The 16,628-nt window shown below is 63.7% G+C and carries 7 protein-coding genes; 3 read left to right on the top strand and 4 right to left on the bottom strand.

From position 1 onward, the window contains the following. Positions 1–205: 205 nt before the first annotated feature. The 4 genes from ACLIKD_RS04240 to ACLIKD_RS04225 form a co-directional block, all read right to left on the bottom strand. Positions 206–1,216, bottom strand: a complete 1,011-nt coding sequence (locus tag ACLIKD_RS04240) for a dihydroorotate dehydrogenase-like protein (RefSeq protein ID WP_428827297.1) — start codon at positions 1,214–1,216, stop codon at positions 206–208. After that, positions 1,209–4,829, bottom strand: coding sequence for a pyruvate:ferredoxin (flavodoxin) oxidoreductase (gene nifJ, locus ACLIKD_RS04235; RefSeq protein ID WP_428827296.1), 3,621 nt, complete (start codon positions 4,827–4,829; stop codon positions 1,209–1,211). The genes ACLIKD_RS04240 and nifJ overlap by 8 nt, the downstream gene beginning before the upstream one ends. 132 nt (positions 4,830–4,961) lie before the next feature. After that, positions 4,962–7,136 carry a putative bifunctional diguanylate cyclase/phosphodiesterase gene (locus ACLIKD_RS04230; protein WP_428827295.1) on the bottom strand — a complete coding sequence of 725 codons (2,175 nt, stop codon included), beginning with the start codon at positions 7,134–7,136 and terminating at the stop codon, positions 4,962–4,964. Continuing rightward, positions 7,133–8,008, bottom strand: coding sequence for a nitrate- and nitrite sensing domain-containing protein (locus ACLIKD_RS04225; protein ID WP_428827294.1), 876 nt, complete (start codon positions 8,006–8,008; stop codon positions 7,133–7,135). Before ACLIKD_RS04225 ends, ACLIKD_RS04230 begins: the two co-directional genes overlap by 4 nt. Before the next feature lie 301 nt (positions 8,009–8,309). On the opposite strand from ACLIKD_RS04225, the gene ACLIKD_RS04220 reads away from it, so the two are divergent. The 3 genes from ACLIKD_RS04220 to ACLIKD_RS04210 all read left to right on the top strand — a co-directional run bounded on the left by ACLIKD_RS04220 (position 8,310) and on the right by ACLIKD_RS04210 (position 16,621). Continuing rightward, the gene (locus ACLIKD_RS04220) at positions 8,310–11,303 is read left to right on the top strand and encodes a response regulator (RefSeq protein WP_428827293.1); all 2,994 of its coding nucleotides are present in this window, start codon (positions 8,310–8,312) and stop codon (positions 11,301–11,303) included. Positions 11,304–11,402: 99 nt separating this feature from the next. After that, positions 11,403–14,354: an EAL domain-containing protein gene (locus ACLIKD_RS04215; RefSeq protein WP_428827292.1), complete on the top strand. Its 2,952-nt coding sequence runs from the start codon at positions 11,403–11,405 to the stop codon at positions 14,352–14,354. Then, a complete protein-coding gene (locus ACLIKD_RS04210) occupies positions 14,354–16,621 on the top strand; it encodes a PAS domain S-box protein (RefSeq protein WP_428827291.1) in 2,268 nt (755 codons plus the stop codon). Before ACLIKD_RS04215 ends, ACLIKD_RS04210 begins: the two co-directional genes overlap by 1 nt. Positions 16,622–16,628: the final 7 nt, after the last annotated feature.

The raw sequence follows: 16,628 nt of genomic DNA, 5'->3' as shown, positions 1-16,628 counted from the left end.
AAAATACGCATCGGCGCGTCAGCAAGATCGGCTTACCGCCAGTGGCGATGAACACAAGATCGCCCCGCAACCTTACTTTGGTAATAGCAAATCGGGTGCCACTTCAACAAATCACTGATTTTTAACAAATAAAATATGACAACACTAAAAATCGCCAAAAACTGTAAAAAATGTCGACACTGACAAAGCACTGGTCAGCGATCGCTCAGTAGCGCACCCCGGCCGGCGGGGTGAACGAATCGAGCGCATGCAGATAGGCGGCGCGGGCGAAGGCACTCGGATCGGGCAGGTTTTGCTGGCTCATCGAACCCTTGAGCTGCCTCACCGATTCGTACTCCCGGACCTCCATCCAGTGCTTCAGGCCATCCAGCACCTCCATCAGGGCCGGCGGTCCGGATTGCAGCAGGGCGCTCGCCATATGCACGACGTCGGCCCCGGCGAGCAGCATTTTGAGCGCGTCTTCGGCGGTATGCACGCCACCGCTGGCCGCCAGCGTCAGTTCGGTCCGGCCACGCAGAATGGCGATCCAGCGCATGGTCAACAGGCCGTCGGCCGAACTCGACAGCTGGACGCGGTCGACGACGCTCAGGCTGGCCAGATCGATATCCGGCTGGAAGAAGCGGTTGAACAAGGAGACGCCGGCCGCCCCGGCCTGCCTGGCCCGGTGTACGAAATTCGGCAGCGACGTGAAGAACGGCGACAGCTTCATGCTAACCGGAATGCCGACCACCGCCTTCAGTTCGCCGAGCAGCGACAGGTAGCGATCTTCCAGTTCCTCGCCGCCGAGCATCGGGTCGCCCGGCATGAACCAGGCGTTGAGTTCCAGCGCATCGGCCCCGGCCTCCTGCATTTCCTTGCCGAGTTCGACCCAGCCATTGAGCGAGGAGCCGTTCAGGCTGGCGATCACCGGAATATCGAGCCGCGCCTTGAGCGCCTGCAATTGTTCGAGATAGCCGTCGAGCTGGCTGCGGTAATCGCGGCCGGCCGGCAGGTGGCCGCTCGCTTCGCCAAAGCTGTCCGGATGGACGAGAAAGCGGTCGATCATCCGTTCGTCGTTACGCACTTCTTCTTCGAACAGCGAGTGCATGACGATGGCCGCAGCGCCGGCATCTTCCAGATGCAGCACCGCGTCGAGGTGGCGGCTGAGCGGCGTCGACGACGGCACCAGCGGGTTCTTCAGCGCCAGGCCGAGGTAGGTGGTGGACAGATCAGGCATTGGGCGTCTCCTTTTGTTCGGCGGCTTCCTGGGCTTTTTCCTCGATCAGCGCCTCGGGCAAGGCCAGTTCGGCCAGCTCGACATATTCCTGGTGGCGCAGTCGGGCATCGGCTTCGGCCTGGACCATGAAGCGTTCGGCGGCCTCAGGATGCTGGCGCTCGAGCACGGTAAAGCGCGCTTCGTTGCGGGCAAAATCGCGGAAAGGAATGCTCGGCGCCGCGCTATCGACCGACATCGGATTCCTGCCCTGCTCGCGCAGCCGCGGATCGTAGCGCAACAGCGGCCAGTGGCCGGCCTTGACCGCCAGATCCTGCTGACTGTGGTTGTGCGACATATCGACGCCATGCGCGATGCACGGGCTGTAGGCGATGATGATCGAGACCCCGGGATAGCTCTCGGCATCGAGGAAAGCCTTCAGCGTATGGGTATCCTTGGCGCCGTAGGCGACCTTGGCGACGAAGACGTTTTCGTAATCCATGGCGATGCGCGCCAGATCCTTCTTGCGGTTCGGCTGGCCGCCGGCGGCGAACTTGGCGACCGCACCGCGCGGCGTCGCCTTGGAGTTCTGGCCGCCGGTGTTGGAATAGACCTCGGTATCGAGGACCAGGATATTGACGTCCGCCCCCGAGGACAGCACGTGGTCAAGGCCGCCGAAGCCGATGTCGTAGGCCCAGCCGTCGCCGCCGATGATCCACACGCTGCGCCGGATCAGGTATTCGGCGACGGCGGCCAGTTGGGCCGCGGCCGGCGTGGCGATGTGGGCCAGCTTGGCGAGCAAGGCGGCGACCCGCTCGCGCTGCTCGTGGATGCCGGCTTCGCTGCTCTGGTCGGCATTGAGCAGCGCGGCAATGACGCTGTCGCCGACTTCCAGCGCCATCGCCTTCAATTGCGTGCGTGCCGCATCGGCCAGTTGGTCGGTAGCCAGCCGCATGCCGAGGCCGAATTCGGCGTTGTCCTCGAACAGCGAATTGTTCCAGGCCGGCCCGCGCCCTTCGGCATTGGTGCAGTACGGCGTGGTCGGCAGGTTGCCGCCGTAGATCGACGAGCAGCCGGTAGCGTTGGCGACCAGCATGCGGTCGCCGAACAGTTGCGTGGCGAGCCGGATATAGGGCGTTTCGCCGCACCCGACGCAGGCCCCGGAAAACTCGAAAAGCGGCGGCAGCAGCATCGAACCGGGAATGGTGTTGCGCTTGATAATGTTGCGGTTGTAATCGGGCAGTTTCAGGAAGAAGGCCCAATTCTCGGCCTCCTGGGCGCGCAGCGGCGGCTGCTCGGCCATGTTCAGCGCCTTGCGCGAGACGTTGCTCTTGTCGCGGATCGGGCAGATATCGACGCACAGCGTGCAGCCGGTGCAGTCTTCCGGCGCGACCTGGTAGCTCATCTGCCAGCCGGCCGGGTAATCCTTGCTGCGCGGTGTCATGTGCTTGAAGGTCGGCGGTGCCTGCTCGGCCAGTTCGGCCGGGAACAGCTTGGCGCGGATGGCCGAATGCGGGCAGACGAAAACGCACTTGCCGCATTGCGTGCATAGATCGGTTTCGACGACCGGAATCTGCAGCGCCAGATTGCGCTTCTCGTATTTGGCGGTGCCGGTCGGCCAGGTGCCGTCGGCCGGGAATAGCGAAACCGGCAGCGCATCGCCATGGCCGGCGATCAGCGGGATGGTCAGCTTGCGGACGAAATCGCTGAGCTGCGGCGCGGCGATGGCCGGCGCCGGAGCGCTGAGCGGCGCGCCGGCAAACGTCACCTGGTGCAGGCAGGCCAGCGTCTTGTCGATGGCCCGGAAGTTCAGCTCGGCGATACGGCGGCCCTTGCGGCCATAGGTCTTCTCGACGGCGCGCTTGATCGCGGCAATCGCATCGTCGGCCGGCAGGATGCCGGAAATGGCGAAGAAACAGGCCTGCATCACCGTATTGATGCGCCGCCCCATGTCGGCTTCGAGCGCCACCTGATAGGCATCTATGACGTAGAAAGTGATCTTCTTTTCCACCATCTGCCGCTGCATGGCCGGCGGCAGCGTGGCCCACACGCGGTCGGGCGGCAGATGGGTGTTGAGCAGGAAGACGGCGCCCGGCGCGGCATGCACCAGCAGATCGTGGGTTTCGAGAAAGAGCGGCTGATGGCAGGCGACGAATTTCGCATCGCCCGCCCCGGTCAGGTAAGCCGAGCGGATCGGCTGCGGGCCGAAGCGCAGGTGCGAAACGGTCATCGCCCCCGACTTCTTGGAGTCGTAAACGAAATAGCCCTGAACGAAGAGATCGGTCTCGTCGCCGATGATCTTGATCGAGTTCTTGTTGGCCGACACCGTGCCGTCCGAGCCGAGGCCGTAAAAGACGGCGGCGAAGGTCTGCTGCGCGGCGTCGGTGCGAAAAGCCGGATCGAACGGCAGCGACAGGCCGCTGACGTCGTCGCGAATGCCGACGGTGAAGGCGCGCCGTGGCCGGGCCTGGGCCAAGGCGTCAAAAATCCCGACGACCATGGCCGGGTTGAATTCCTTGGAACCCAGCCCGTAACGCCCACCGATGACTTTCGGCAGGCTTGTGAAATGCGGCGCCTCACCGGTGAAATCTTCGGCCAGCGCGACCAGCACGTCCTTGAACAGCGGCTCGCCATCGGCCCCCGGCTCCTTGCAGCGGTCGAGCACGGCGATGCCTTTGGTCGTCGCCGGCAAGGCGGCGAGCAAGGCGACCGGCGCCCACGGCCGGAACAGCCGGACTTTCAGCAGGCCGACCTTGGCGCCCTGGCGATTGAGATGCTCCACCGTCTCCTGCACCGTCTCGGCGCCGGAACCCATCAGCACGATGACCCGCTCGGCGTCCGGCGCGCCGACATAGTCGAACAACTTGTAGTGCCGGCCGGTCAGCTTGGCGAACTGGTCCATGCGCTGCTGGACGATGCCCGGGAAGGCGTCGAACCACGGATTCTGCGCTTCGCGGGCCTGGAAGAAGACGTCCGGATTCTGCGACGTGCCGCGCAGCACCGGGTGTTCTGGCGACAGCGCGCGGCCGCGCAGGGCACCGATCAGCTCCGGCGGCAGCATTTTCGTCAGGACGGCATCGTCCACCGCGGTGATCTTGGCCACTTCATGCGAGGTGCGGAAACCATCGAAGAAATGCAGCACCGGGATGCGTCCGGCCAGCGTCGCGGCGGTGGCGATGACCGCCATGTCGTGCGCTTCCTGCACCGAGTTGGAGGCCAGCATGGCAAAGCCGGTGGCGCGCGTCGCCATCACGTCGGAATGATCGCCGAAGATCGACAGGGCATGCGTCGCGACGGCCCGGGCGGCGACATGGAAGACGGTCGGCGTCAGTTCGCCGGCAATCTTGTACATGTTGGGGATCATCAGCAGCAGGCCTTGCGAGGCCGTGAATGTGGTGGCCAGCGCCCCGGCCTGCAAGGCGCCATGCACGGTGCCGGCGGCGCCGCCTTCCGATTGCAGTTCGACGACCTTGGGAATGCTGCCCCAGATATTGGTTTTGCCCTCTGCCGCCCATTCGTCGGAGAGTTCGCCCATGCCGGACGAGGGGGTGATCGGGTAGATCGCGATCACTTCGGAGACGCGGAAGGCAACCGAGGCAACGGCCTCGTTACCATCGATGGTAAATATCTTGTTCATGATAATTCCTGGCGAAACGGGCTGGATGCTGCAATGCAACATCCTGATTTTACGCCTAACGACCGCAACTTATGCCGGACCGGAGATATTTTGGCCGGCGTCAGGCGCCGCCCGGCAAGCGACCAGCCGGCGTCAGGCGCCGGCGGTTAGCTGCGCCGCCGCAAGCCGCGCCGCGTTGTCCTGGAGAAAGGCCGGCACGGTGTCGGCCGGCAGGGCCTGCGAGAACAGGTAGCCCTGAAATTCCTCGCAGCCGAGGCAGCGCAGGATTTCGAACTGCCCCTGGCGCTCGACGCCTTCGGCGACAATGCTCAAGCCGAGGCTTTGGCCGAGCGAAATGACGGCGCGCGGAATGGCCATCGCATCGGCATCGCGGTCGCACTCCATGACGAAGGAGCGGTCGATTTTCAGGATGTCGAGCGGAAAGCGCTTCAGATAGGCCAGCGAGGAATACCCGGTGCCGAAATCATCGACCGCGATGCGCACCCCGAGCGCCTTCAGATCGGACAGCGTGCGCACCGTCAGCTCGACATCGCCGGCCAGCATCGTCTCGGTCAGTTCCAGTTGCAGACAGGCTGCCGGCAGGCCGGTTTCAGCCAGCACCGTGCGGATCTTGCTCGCCAGATCCTGATCGGCGTACTCGCGGGCCGACAGATTGACCGCCATGGTCAAGCCGGCCCACCCGGCCGCCGCCCATTTGGCTGCCTGCTGGCAGGCGGCGCGCAGCACCAGAGCGGAAATCGGAATGATCAGGCCGGTTTCCTCGGCAAGGGGGATGAAACGCGCCGGCGAGACGCTGCCCAGGGTCGGACTCTGCCAGCGGACCAGCGCCTCGAAACCGGAGACCCGGCCGGTCGCGTCGACCTTCGGCTGGTAGTGCACGCACAGCTCGTCGGCCGCCAGCGCGCTGCGCAGCGCCATCTCCATCTCGAGCCGCTCGTAGGCGGCGCTGTTCAATTCCGGCGTGTAGAAGCGGAACTGCCCCTTGCCGCCGGCCTTGGCGTGGTACATCGCGGCATCGGCCTGGCTGAGCAGCGTAGCGAAATCCTTGCCGTCGTGCGGGTAGACCGTCACGCCGATCGACGCCCCGACCCGCAGATCGTGGCCGTCGAGGAGGACCGGCTCGGCAATGCATTCCTGAATGCGCTCCAGTGTTTGCGCCAGATCACGGACGCTGGCCTGATCGGCCAGGATCAGCACGAATTCGTCGCCGCCGTAACGCGCCACGGTATCGACTTCGCGCAGGCTGCGACTGAGGCGCCGGGCGACGACCTGGAGCAGGCGGTCGCCGACGGCATGGCCGAGACTATCGTTGATGACCTTGAAATTATCGAGGTCGACAAAGGCCACCGCCACCTGCCGACCGCTCCGCCGGGAACCGCCCATCGCCTGATTCAAGCGGTCCTGCAACAGATTGCGGTTGGGCAGACCGGTCAATGGATCGTGCGTCGCCTGATACTCCAGCTCGGCCTGATGCTGGCGACGCTGGGTGATGTCCTCGACGGTGCCTTCGTAATACAGCAGCGCGCCCTCCGGACTGAGCACGGCATGGGCGTTTTCGGAAATCCAGATGCGGCTGCCGTCGCGCCGATAGACTTCCGATTCGAAATCGCGGACCAGACCATTGCGCCGGATTTCGCCGGAAAACGCGGCGCGCCGCGCCGGATCGACATACAGGCGGTGGGCGATATCGGCAATTTCATCGATCAGTTCGCGCGGCGTCCGATAACCGTACAGATCGGCCAGCGCCTGGTTGGCCGCCAGATAGTGGCCGTCGCTGGTGGTCTGGAACATGCCGACCACCGATTTCTCGAAGACGCTGCGAAAACGCATCTCCGCCTCGGCCAGCCGGAGCTGCCCGGCAACCCGCTCGGTAATGTCCTCGATAAAGCCTTCCAGCACCCGGCCGCCGAATTCGTCGATGACGCAGGTGCCGCGCTCCATCACCCACTTGTGCGCGCCGTCGCGGCAAACGATGCGGTATTCGATGCGATAGGGGGCGCTCCCTTCGACCGCTGTCATCACCGACTGCCGGACCGCTTGCCGGTCTTCCGGATGAATCAGGCCTTCCAGCGAGATGCGCTGGCTGCGTTGAAGTTCGTCCGCCGTGTAGCCAGTCAATTCGTGACAGCCGGCGCTGACGAAATGGACCGTCCAATCGGCATCGATGGCGCAGCGGAAGAGCATCCCGTCGAGATTGCCGACCAGCACCTTGAGCACCCGTTCGCTGTCGATCTGCTGCCAGACGCTGGTCTTGCCGGCCAGTTGGCTGGAAAAAAATGCCGAGAGGGAATTGACGCCTTGTTTCATCCGGCGACCGCACTGGTCATTTCCGCCATCGCCGCCTGGCGCAGCAAGCCTTGCAGCCGGCCGCCGCTGTCGTCCATCCAGGCCACCACCGCATCGATCGCCCGACTGGCAATGACGAAATAAGCATCCGGCGAAACACTGACTCCATCGTTGAGCAGCATGCTGGTGCGCACGACATGGGTCAGATCGCCGATCGCCGAGCGGGCCTGCCGGCTGACCCGGCCGCCGTCATCGGCCTGGGTTGCCTGATCGAGCAAGGCTTCGGCCCGGCCGACCAGGAACATCAGGCGGACCCGCGCCACCGCCGAACAGGCCTGGCGCGCCGCGACGCTGCTGCCGATCGCCCGGGCCTGTCCGAGACACTCGGTGAGCAACGGCAGGCGATGGGCAAAGTTGCGCACCCGGCCGAGCTGATCGCCGGCGAATAGCGGTTCGATCCGCCGTTCGCCGAGCGCCGACAGCCAGCGCAAAAGCTGGGCAATCAGCTGGCCATGCTCGGCAATGCTCTGCTCGGCCTGCTTGCCAGCCTGCGACTCGACCAGATTGCGCCAGTGGAAAATAAACAGCCCCACCTCATTGGCGGTAAAGCACGGCAGGGGCCGGGCGCCTTCAAGACGGGCGTGAGCTTGTAAGGCCGGCAACAAGGTTTCGACCAGAACCGCCTGGTCGCGCAGGCACGGCAGGAATCCGGCATCGCCGGCCAGCCAGGCGCTGCTCATCCCACGATGTTTCTGGACATGGATCAGCAGCGTCAAGAGGTGACGACTGACGGCCAGCGTCGCCTCGAATCCGGGCAGATCCTTGCGCGCGCGCCCGCGCTGGCGCTGCCAGAAGACCAGCAGCACGGCACTCGGCGCGAGAGTGGAAAGCATCAGGATCAATGGTGAGGTCATAGGCATTTTGATGCCGTGGTCGCATTGGCCGGCCACGGCCTGATTCAGCGTCGATAGCAGACATTGCACGACGCAAGCACAGCACTAGCAAGCCTTGTACCAGACCGACAGAAATAGCGGACCCTATTGAATAGAATGACATTTTTCCCGGCAAGGCGACTGGCACCTGATCGCCACCGGAAAATTTGCACCAATCCGGTGCAATCACCCCCATTTACATCGCCAGCCATTCCGTTGACTATGCTGTTGACGCTCACCAGCTTGGAGCATAGATACCGCAATGGCACCCTCCAGCTTCTCCCTGAGTAGCCGACTCTGGCTGGTATTGGCACTGGCCATGCTGCCGTTGTTCGCCTTGACGATTTACGACTATCGCCACCAGCGCCGCAATGCCATTGCCGACATCGAGAAAAATGCGCGGCAGATGCTGCAGGCGACGCGCATCGAGGAACAGGCGGCATTGCGCCAAGTCCGCCAGATGCTCCGCATCATGGCGGCGTCCGACAACCTGAAGCAGCTCGATCCGGCCGATTGCACCGGCCTCGTTCAGCGCCTGCTGCAGTCGTCGGAGCACGTTTCCAACCTTGGCGCGGCCTACCCGAACGGCGATGTCTTCTGCTCGGCCATCCCCTCACCCACCCCGATCAACGTTGCCGATCGTCCATGGTTCCAGAACTCGCTGACCAACCACGACGTCTCCGATGGCCAGTTCCTGATCGGCCGTTTTTCCGGAAAGCCCGGCATCACCTTCGGTTTGCCGATGCGCGATGCTACCGGCAAGTTGCAGGCGGTTCTCTTTATCGCCAGCGACATCACCTGGTTCGATCGGCTGACCGAAAACTACCAGTTACCGCCGGGCTGGATCTCTACCCTCTTTTCCAGCGACGGCGCACTCATCTCGCGCTTTCCCGACCCGGACACCTGGCGCGGCAAGCCGTTGAGCGCCGACAGCAAGGCACGCCTGCTCGACGCCCTGCAGAATTACCGGGGCAGCGTCGTGCTGACCGGCCTCGACGGGATCGAGCGGCTGTACATCCTGTTGCCGATAAAAATCGCCAGCCAGTCACTGATCGTCAGCATTGCCGCACCGGTCAACAAAACGCTGAAAATCGTCGAGCGCCAGTTCTGGCTGCGCCTGGCCGTTCTGTCCGTCGTCAGCCTGCTTTCCATACTGCTGGCGCGCTATTACCTGCACAATCTGGTCGAGCGCTGGATTGTCCAGATCAAGGAAGCCAGCCGCAAAGTCGCCGACGGCGATTATGCGACACGGATTGTTTCCGACAAGGTACCAATCGAACTGGACGAGCTGTCGAGACACTTCAACGACATGACAGCGGCCCTGGAGCTGCGGGAAATCGAGTACCAGGAAGGGCGCCAGGCGATCGAAGCACTCAACCAGTTGCTCGCCACCAAGCTTGCCGAGCTGGAAAGCGCCGATCTCGATCTGCGCCAACTGTCGGCAGCGGTCGAGCAAAGTGCGGCGAGTATCGTCATTACCGACGTCAACGCCCGGATCATCTACGTCAATCAGGCATTCACCAGGGCCAGCGGCTATACCGCCGCCGAGGTTATCGGCCGGAACCCCAAGGTGCTGCAGTCCGGCGACACGCCGCCAGCGACCTACCGGGAGATGTGGGCGACGCTGTCGGCCGGCCATATCTGGCGCGGCGAATTCCTAAACCGGCACAAGAACGGTTCGCAGTACGTCGAAATGGCAACGATCTCGCCGATCCGCCAGAGCGACGGCCAGATCAGCCAGTACGTCGCGGTCAAGGACGATATTACCGAGCGGCGCAAGAACGAGATCGAGCTCGAGTCGTATCGCCACCACCTCGAGCAACTGGTTGAACTGCGAACCAGCGAACTGGCCGTCGCCAAGGACGCCGCCGAACGGGCCAACCGGGCCAAATCGGAATTCCTGGCCAACATGAGCCACGAAATCCGCACGCCGATGAACGCCATCATCGGCCTCAACTACCTGCTGACGCGCAGCTCGCTGACCCCGGAGCAGCGCGACAAGCTGCAGAAGGTAGCGGCGGCCTCGAACCACCTGTTGCAGATCATCAACGACATTCTCGACCTGGCAAAAATCGAAGCCGGCAAAATCGTCCTTGAGCGCCAGGTCTTTTCTCCTGCCGAACTGCTCAATTCGGTGGCCGACGTGATCCGCGACCAGGCCGCCGACAAGGGAGTGCAACTGCTTGTCGCCAGCGACGACCTGCCGGCCCAGGCGGTCGGCGATGCCACCCGGCTCGGCCAAGTGTTGCTCAATCTTGCCGGCAATGCCCTCAAATTCACGACGCACGGATCGATCACGCTATCCGGCCAACTGCTGGCCGAGCGCGACGGCCGGCTGCTCTGTCGCTTTGCCGTATGCGATACCGGCATCGGCATCCAGCCGCAGGACATTCCCCGACTGTTCCACCCCTTCGAGCAGATTGATGCGTCGACGACACGGCGCTTCGGCGGTACCGGTCTGGGTCTGGCCATCGCCCGCCAACTGGCCGAACTGATGGGCGGCGAAGTCGGGGCCGACAGCACGCCCGGCGTCGGCAGCACCTTCTGGATCAGCGCCAGCCTCGAAGCAGCGCCGGGCGATTCCGTCCTGCCCCGGCCCAACGCCAGCGCCCCGAATGACGAAAGCCGGGTGCATGGCCGTATCCTGCTGGTCGAGGATGACCCGATCAACCGCGACATCGGTGTCGACCTGCTCAGTCTGGCCGGCGCCGAGGTGATAACCGCCGAAGACGGGCTGGCCGCAGTCGAACGCTGCCAGCAGCAGCGTTTCGATCTGATCCTGATGGACATCCAGATGCCCCGGCTCGACGGCCTCGACGCCACCCGGCAAATTCGCGCCCTGCCCGGCTGCCAGTCCACGCCGATCGTCGCCCTGACGGCCAACGCCTTTGTCGAGGACAAGAACCGCTGCCTGGAAGCCGGCATGAACGACTTTCTCGCCAAGCCGGTGAAAACCGAGGCCCTTGCCGCAATCTTGCGCAAATACCTGAAACGCGGCCCAGCCGAGCGCCCCGAAAGCCCTGCCGCGGCAACTGAAACCCCGCCCGACCTGAGCCTGCTGGCCACCGAGCTCGAAGCGCTGATTCCCTTGTTAATGACTGGCGATGTCGAAGCCAGCCGGAAATTCTCCGCGCTGAAGCAGCCGCTGCGCGCTGCCTTCCCAGGCGAATTCAGCGCGCTGCAACGAGCCATTGCCGCCTTCCATTACGAGCAGGCGCTGACCATTGTCGATTCGCTGTTCGCCCGGCTGCGCTGAGCACAATATCACGCCCGACTGCTCGTCTCCCTTGCTTGCTGGCCCGTGGCGGGGGAAACTATCCGCTACCAATAAATTATATCCACCGAGGAGTGCCGAATGAACGATCTGGAGCGGGAATCAAAGGGCGAATCACGGCCCGTCGTTCTCGCCGTGGATGACGTTCCCGACAACCTGAGCACCCTTTCGGAGTTATTGCGCGAGCTTGATGTCAGCGTCCGGGTTGCCAGCTGTGGCACGACAGCGCTCCGCTACGCCAATCTCGAGCCGCGCCCCGATCTCATTCTGCTCGACGTGATGATGCCGGGCATGGATGGCTATGAAGTGCTGAAGGAATTGCAGGCCAAGCCGGAGACGCGAAATATTCCGGTCATTTTCGTCACCGCCCTCGACAGTTCCAGCGAAGAGGAAGTCGGCCTGCGCCAGGGCGCCGCCGATTACATCGCCAAGCCGATCCGGCCGGCCGTCCTCAAGGCCCGGGTTCTCGCGCAACTCGAACTGAAACGTTCGCGCGACCGGCAAGCCAATCAGCAAGCCGAACTGGAAAAGGAAGTCAGCCGCCGGGTCGCCGAAAACACCAGGTTGCAAGTCCACCTGCAACTGGCGCTGGCCGCCGTCGGTTTCGGCACCTGGGAGCTGAACCATCAAACCGGATTCACCGAATGGAACCAGTCGCTGTGCCAGATTTTCGGCCTCGAGCACAGTCCGTCCAGGGTTTCCGAGTTTCTCGACATGGTGTACCCGGATGACCGTCCGAGCCTGGAAAGCCGGCTTGCCGACTTGCGCCGTCCGGGCGACGAACTGTATTTCGAAGAATTCCGGATGCGCCACCAGGATGGCCACTGGGTCTGGATCGAAGCGCGTGGCCGGACGATCGACCGCGACGCTCAGGGCGCGGCCCGAATTGCCGTCGGCAGCATGACCGACATCAGCCGACGCAAGCAGGCCGAAGTCGAACAGCAGCTTTCCTCGGTAGTTTTTACCAGCATCAGCGACGGTATCTGCATCACCGACCCGGACTGCCGGATTCTGCTGGTCAATGAGGCGTTCTCGCGGATGACCGGCTATGCGGCCAGCGAAGTGAAGGGCGAGAAGCCCAGCGTGCTCAGATCCGGCACCCATGGCCCGGCCTTCTTCCAGGCGATGTGGGCGGCGATCGATCGGCACGACAGCTGGCAGGGCGAAATCACCAACCGCCGCAAGGATGGCGAACTGAGCACCGAATGGCTAAGCATCTCGGCCGTGCGCGACGCCGGCCGGCACCTGACCCATTACGTCGGCATATTCAGCGACCTCTCGGAGCGCAAGTCGGCGGCCGAACGTATCCAGTACCTGTCGAGCTTCGATGCGCTGACCAACCTGCCCAACCGCAACCTCTTCGCCGACCGCCTGACCCAGGCCCTGATCGGCGCCCGCCGCTTCGGCCGGCAAACGGCGACCATCCTGCTCGATCTCGACCGTTTCCGCTTCATCAACGAAACGCTCGGCCCGCCGGCCGGCGACGAAGTCCTGCTCGAAGTGACCCGCCGCCTCAACCTGCAGGTGCGCGATGGCGATACGGTCGGCCGCCGGTCCGGCAACGAGTTCGGCTTCGTGATGGCCAACCTGAGCCAGGAACACGATGCGATCGCTCTCGCCCAGCGCATCCTCGAGGCGATCTCGGTACCTTTCGTGGTGGCCGGGCAAACGCTGGTCATTACTGCCAGCATCGGCATCAGCGTCGCGCCGCGCGACGGCGCGACGGCCGACGAACTGCTCAAGACGGCCGACACTGCGCTGACCCGGGCCAAGGCGGCGGGTCGCAATACCTTCCGCTTCTATTCGCCGGAAATGGATGCCGACGCGGCGCGCCGGCTCGGCCTCGAAGCGGCGCTGCGCACCGCCCTGCAGAACGATGAGCTGAAAGTCTTCTACCAGCCGCAGATCAGCCTGGAGAGCGGCAACATCATCGGCATGGAGGCGCTGCTGCGCTGGAACAGCCCGCTGTTCGGCGCCGTCTCGCCGGCCGAGTTCATCCCGATTGCCGAAGAGACCGGCCTGATCCTGCCGATCGGCGAATGGGTCCTGCGTACCGCCTGCCTGCAAACCCGCCAGTGGCTCGATCTCGGGCTGGCCTCGTTGCGCATTGCGGTCAACCTGTCGACGCGGCAATTTCGCCAGGCCAATCTGGTCCTGGTCGTCCGCCAGACGCTGGCCGACACCGGCCTGCCGGCCGCCGCACTCGAACTGGAAATCACCGAAAGCGCCTTCATCGACGATGCCGAGGAAGCCATCGCCATGTGCCGCGCCCTGAAAGTCCTCGGCATCAAGCTGTCGCTCGACGACTTCGGCACCGGCTACTCGTCGCTGGCCTATCTTTCCCGCTTCCCCTTCGACAAGCTGAAGATCGACCAGGCTTTCGTCCGCGACATCACCGAAAACCCGGTCAATGCGGCGATTGCCACGGCCGCCATCGTCATGGCTCGCAGCCTCAACCTGTCGGTCCTCGCCGAAGGGGTCGAGACCGAAGCCCAGGCCAGCTTCCTGCGCGGCCGGCGCTGCGATGCGATGCAGGGTTTCCTGTTCAGCCGGGCGCTGCCGCCCGACGAGTTCGAGCAATTGCTGGCCGGCAACAAGCGCCTGCCGATCGCCGACATGCCGACCGACAGCGGCCAGACCCTGCTCCTCGTCGATGACGAGCCGAACATCCTGAATTCGCTGAGCCGCCTGCTGCGCCGCGAGGGCTACACGATATTGACGGCGACCTCGCCGCTCGACGCTTTCGAATTGCTCGCCCAGCAACCGGTACATGTCATTCTGTCCGACCAGCGCATGCCGGAGATGTCGGGGACCGAATTCTTTTCCCGCGTCCGCCAGCTTTACCCGGACACCATCCGCATCGTCCTGACCGGCTACACCGATCTCGACTCGGTGACCGGCGCAATCAATCGCGGCGCCATCTACAAATTCCTGACCAAACCCTGGGATGACGATCTGTTGCGCGAGCAAATCCGCGAAGCCTTCCGGCTGGTCAAGGAAACACGCCACAACCGCCGTCTGCCGGGGCAATGATGAGCCTGCCGCTGCCCAGCGCTCCCGAACACTACCTGGCGCTGGCCATTGCCATCCTGCTATGCGGTATCGCCATCGGCCGCCTGCTCCGGCGGCCGGCGCGGGAACGGGAGGCCGAGCAGCATTTCCATGCGATCTTCGACCATGCCATGCTCGGCATGGCCCGCTCGGGGCTCGACAAATGCTGGATCGAGGTCAACCCGGCGTTGTGCAAGATGCTCGGCTACTCGGCCGCCGAACTGACCGGCAAGACCTGGTCTGAAGTGACTCACCCCGACGACCTGCCGGAAAACGCCGCCAAGTTCGATGCCGTGCTGCGCGGCGAAGCCGACGGCTACGAGATGGAAAAGCGTTTCATCCGGCCGGACGGCGCCGTCGTCCATACGGCGATTGCCGCACGCGGCATCCGCAAGGCCAACGGGGCAATCGATTCCTTCTCGGTGGTCATCGAGGACATCACGCAACGCCGCGAAATCGAACGGCAACTGGCCCGCCAGGTGGAGCGCTCGCGGGTTTTGCTCGAACTGCCGCTCAAGGCCGAGCAACTGGCCGAGCGGGAATTCGTCCAATTCGCGCTGGAACAGGCCGAAACGCTGACCGGCAGCAGCATCGGCTTCCTGCACTTCGTCAATGCCGATGGCGAAAGCATCGAACTGGTCGCCTGGTCACGCAACACGCTGGAGAAATACTGCAGCGCGGCCTTCGACTGCCATTACCCGATCACCCAAGCCGGCATCTGGGCCGATGCCGCGCGGACCAAAGCGCCGGTCACCATCAACGATTACGCCACGGCAACCAATAAACGCGGCCTGCCCGACGGTCACTCGACCCTGACCCGACTGCTCAGCGTGCCGGTCATGGAGGACGGCGCCGTGCGGATGATGACCGGAGTCGGCAACAAGGCAACAAACTACACCCCCTTTGATGTCGAAACACTGCAACTGATCGGCAACGAAACCTGGCGCATCGTCCGCCGGCAACGCGCCGACGTTGCCTTGCGCCAGGCGACGCAGGTCGTCAATGCCAGCCCGGTGGTCTGTTTCCGCTGGGCGGCGAGCGACGGCTGGCCGGTCGTTTTCGTCTCCGACAATGTGCAGCAATGGGGTTATAGCGCCGACGATCTGAAGGCCGGCCGACCGGCTTTTGCCGAACTGGTGCATCCCGACGATCTCGCGCGCGTCGCCGCCGAGGTGGCGCGCCACACGGCGGCCGGCCTGGCCAGTTACGAGCAGGAATACCGCCTGATCACCGCCGATAACCAGGTGATCTGGGTCGTCGACCGGACGCAAGTCCTGCGCAACGACGACGGCCAGGTCGCCTTCTACGACGGGGTGCTGACCGACATCACCGAACGCAAGCAACAGCAACTGAAAATCTCGGAAAATCTCTTCCAGCAGCAAAAACTCAACAAGCGCCTGGAAGAAGCCAACAACCAGTTGCTGCAGTCGGAAAAAATGGCCTCGATCGGCCAACTGGCGGCCGGCATTGCCCACGAACTGAACAATCCGATCGGCTTCGTGCATTCCAATCTCGGCACCCTGGATGGCTACCTGCGCGACCTGATGGACATCATCGATACCTACGAGCGGATCATCAACGCCCCCGACAGCACTTGCCAGCAATCGCCGGCTCTCGAACACATCAAGGAAGAACGCGACTTCGCCTTCCTGAGGACCGATATCTTCAACCTGGTCGCCGAATCGAAGGACGGCCTCGGCCGGGTCCGCAAGATCGTCCAGGATCTGAAGAGTTTCTCGCGCGTCGGCGAGCAGGAATGGCAGGAAGCCGACCTGCACCAGGGGCTCGACTCGACGCTGAACATCGTCTGGAACGAACTGAAATACAAGTGCAAGGTGGTCAAGGAGTACGGCGTCATCCCGCACATCCATTGCCTGATCTCCCAGCTCAACCAGGTCTTCATGAATCTGCTGGTCAATGCCGGGCACGCCATCGAAAGCGAAGGGACGATCACCATCCGCACCGGCTGCACCGGCGAGGACCGGGTGTGGGTCGAGGTCAGCGATACCGGCAAGGGCATCGCCCCGGAAAACATCAGCCGGATTTTCGAGCCCTTCTTCACGACCAAGCCGGTCGGCAAGGGCACCGGACTCGGCCTGTCGCTCTCCTACAGCATCGTCGAGCGGCACCACGGGCGCATCGAGGTCGACAGCGAACCGGGCCGCGGCTCGACCTTCCGGGTCGTGCTACCGATCCACCCGCCGTTTGCGCCGAGCGATAAAACGGCAGCCGAAACGCCGGCCGGCTGACGCTTCG

The sequence above is a fragment of the Azonexus sp. IMCC34842 genome (assembly GCF_050368855.1).
Lineage (GTDB): Bacteria > Pseudomonadota > Gammaproteobacteria > Burkholderiales > Rhodocyclaceae > Azonexus > Azonexus denitrificans_A.
This window is presented reverse-complemented; position numbering and strand designations above follow the sequence as displayed.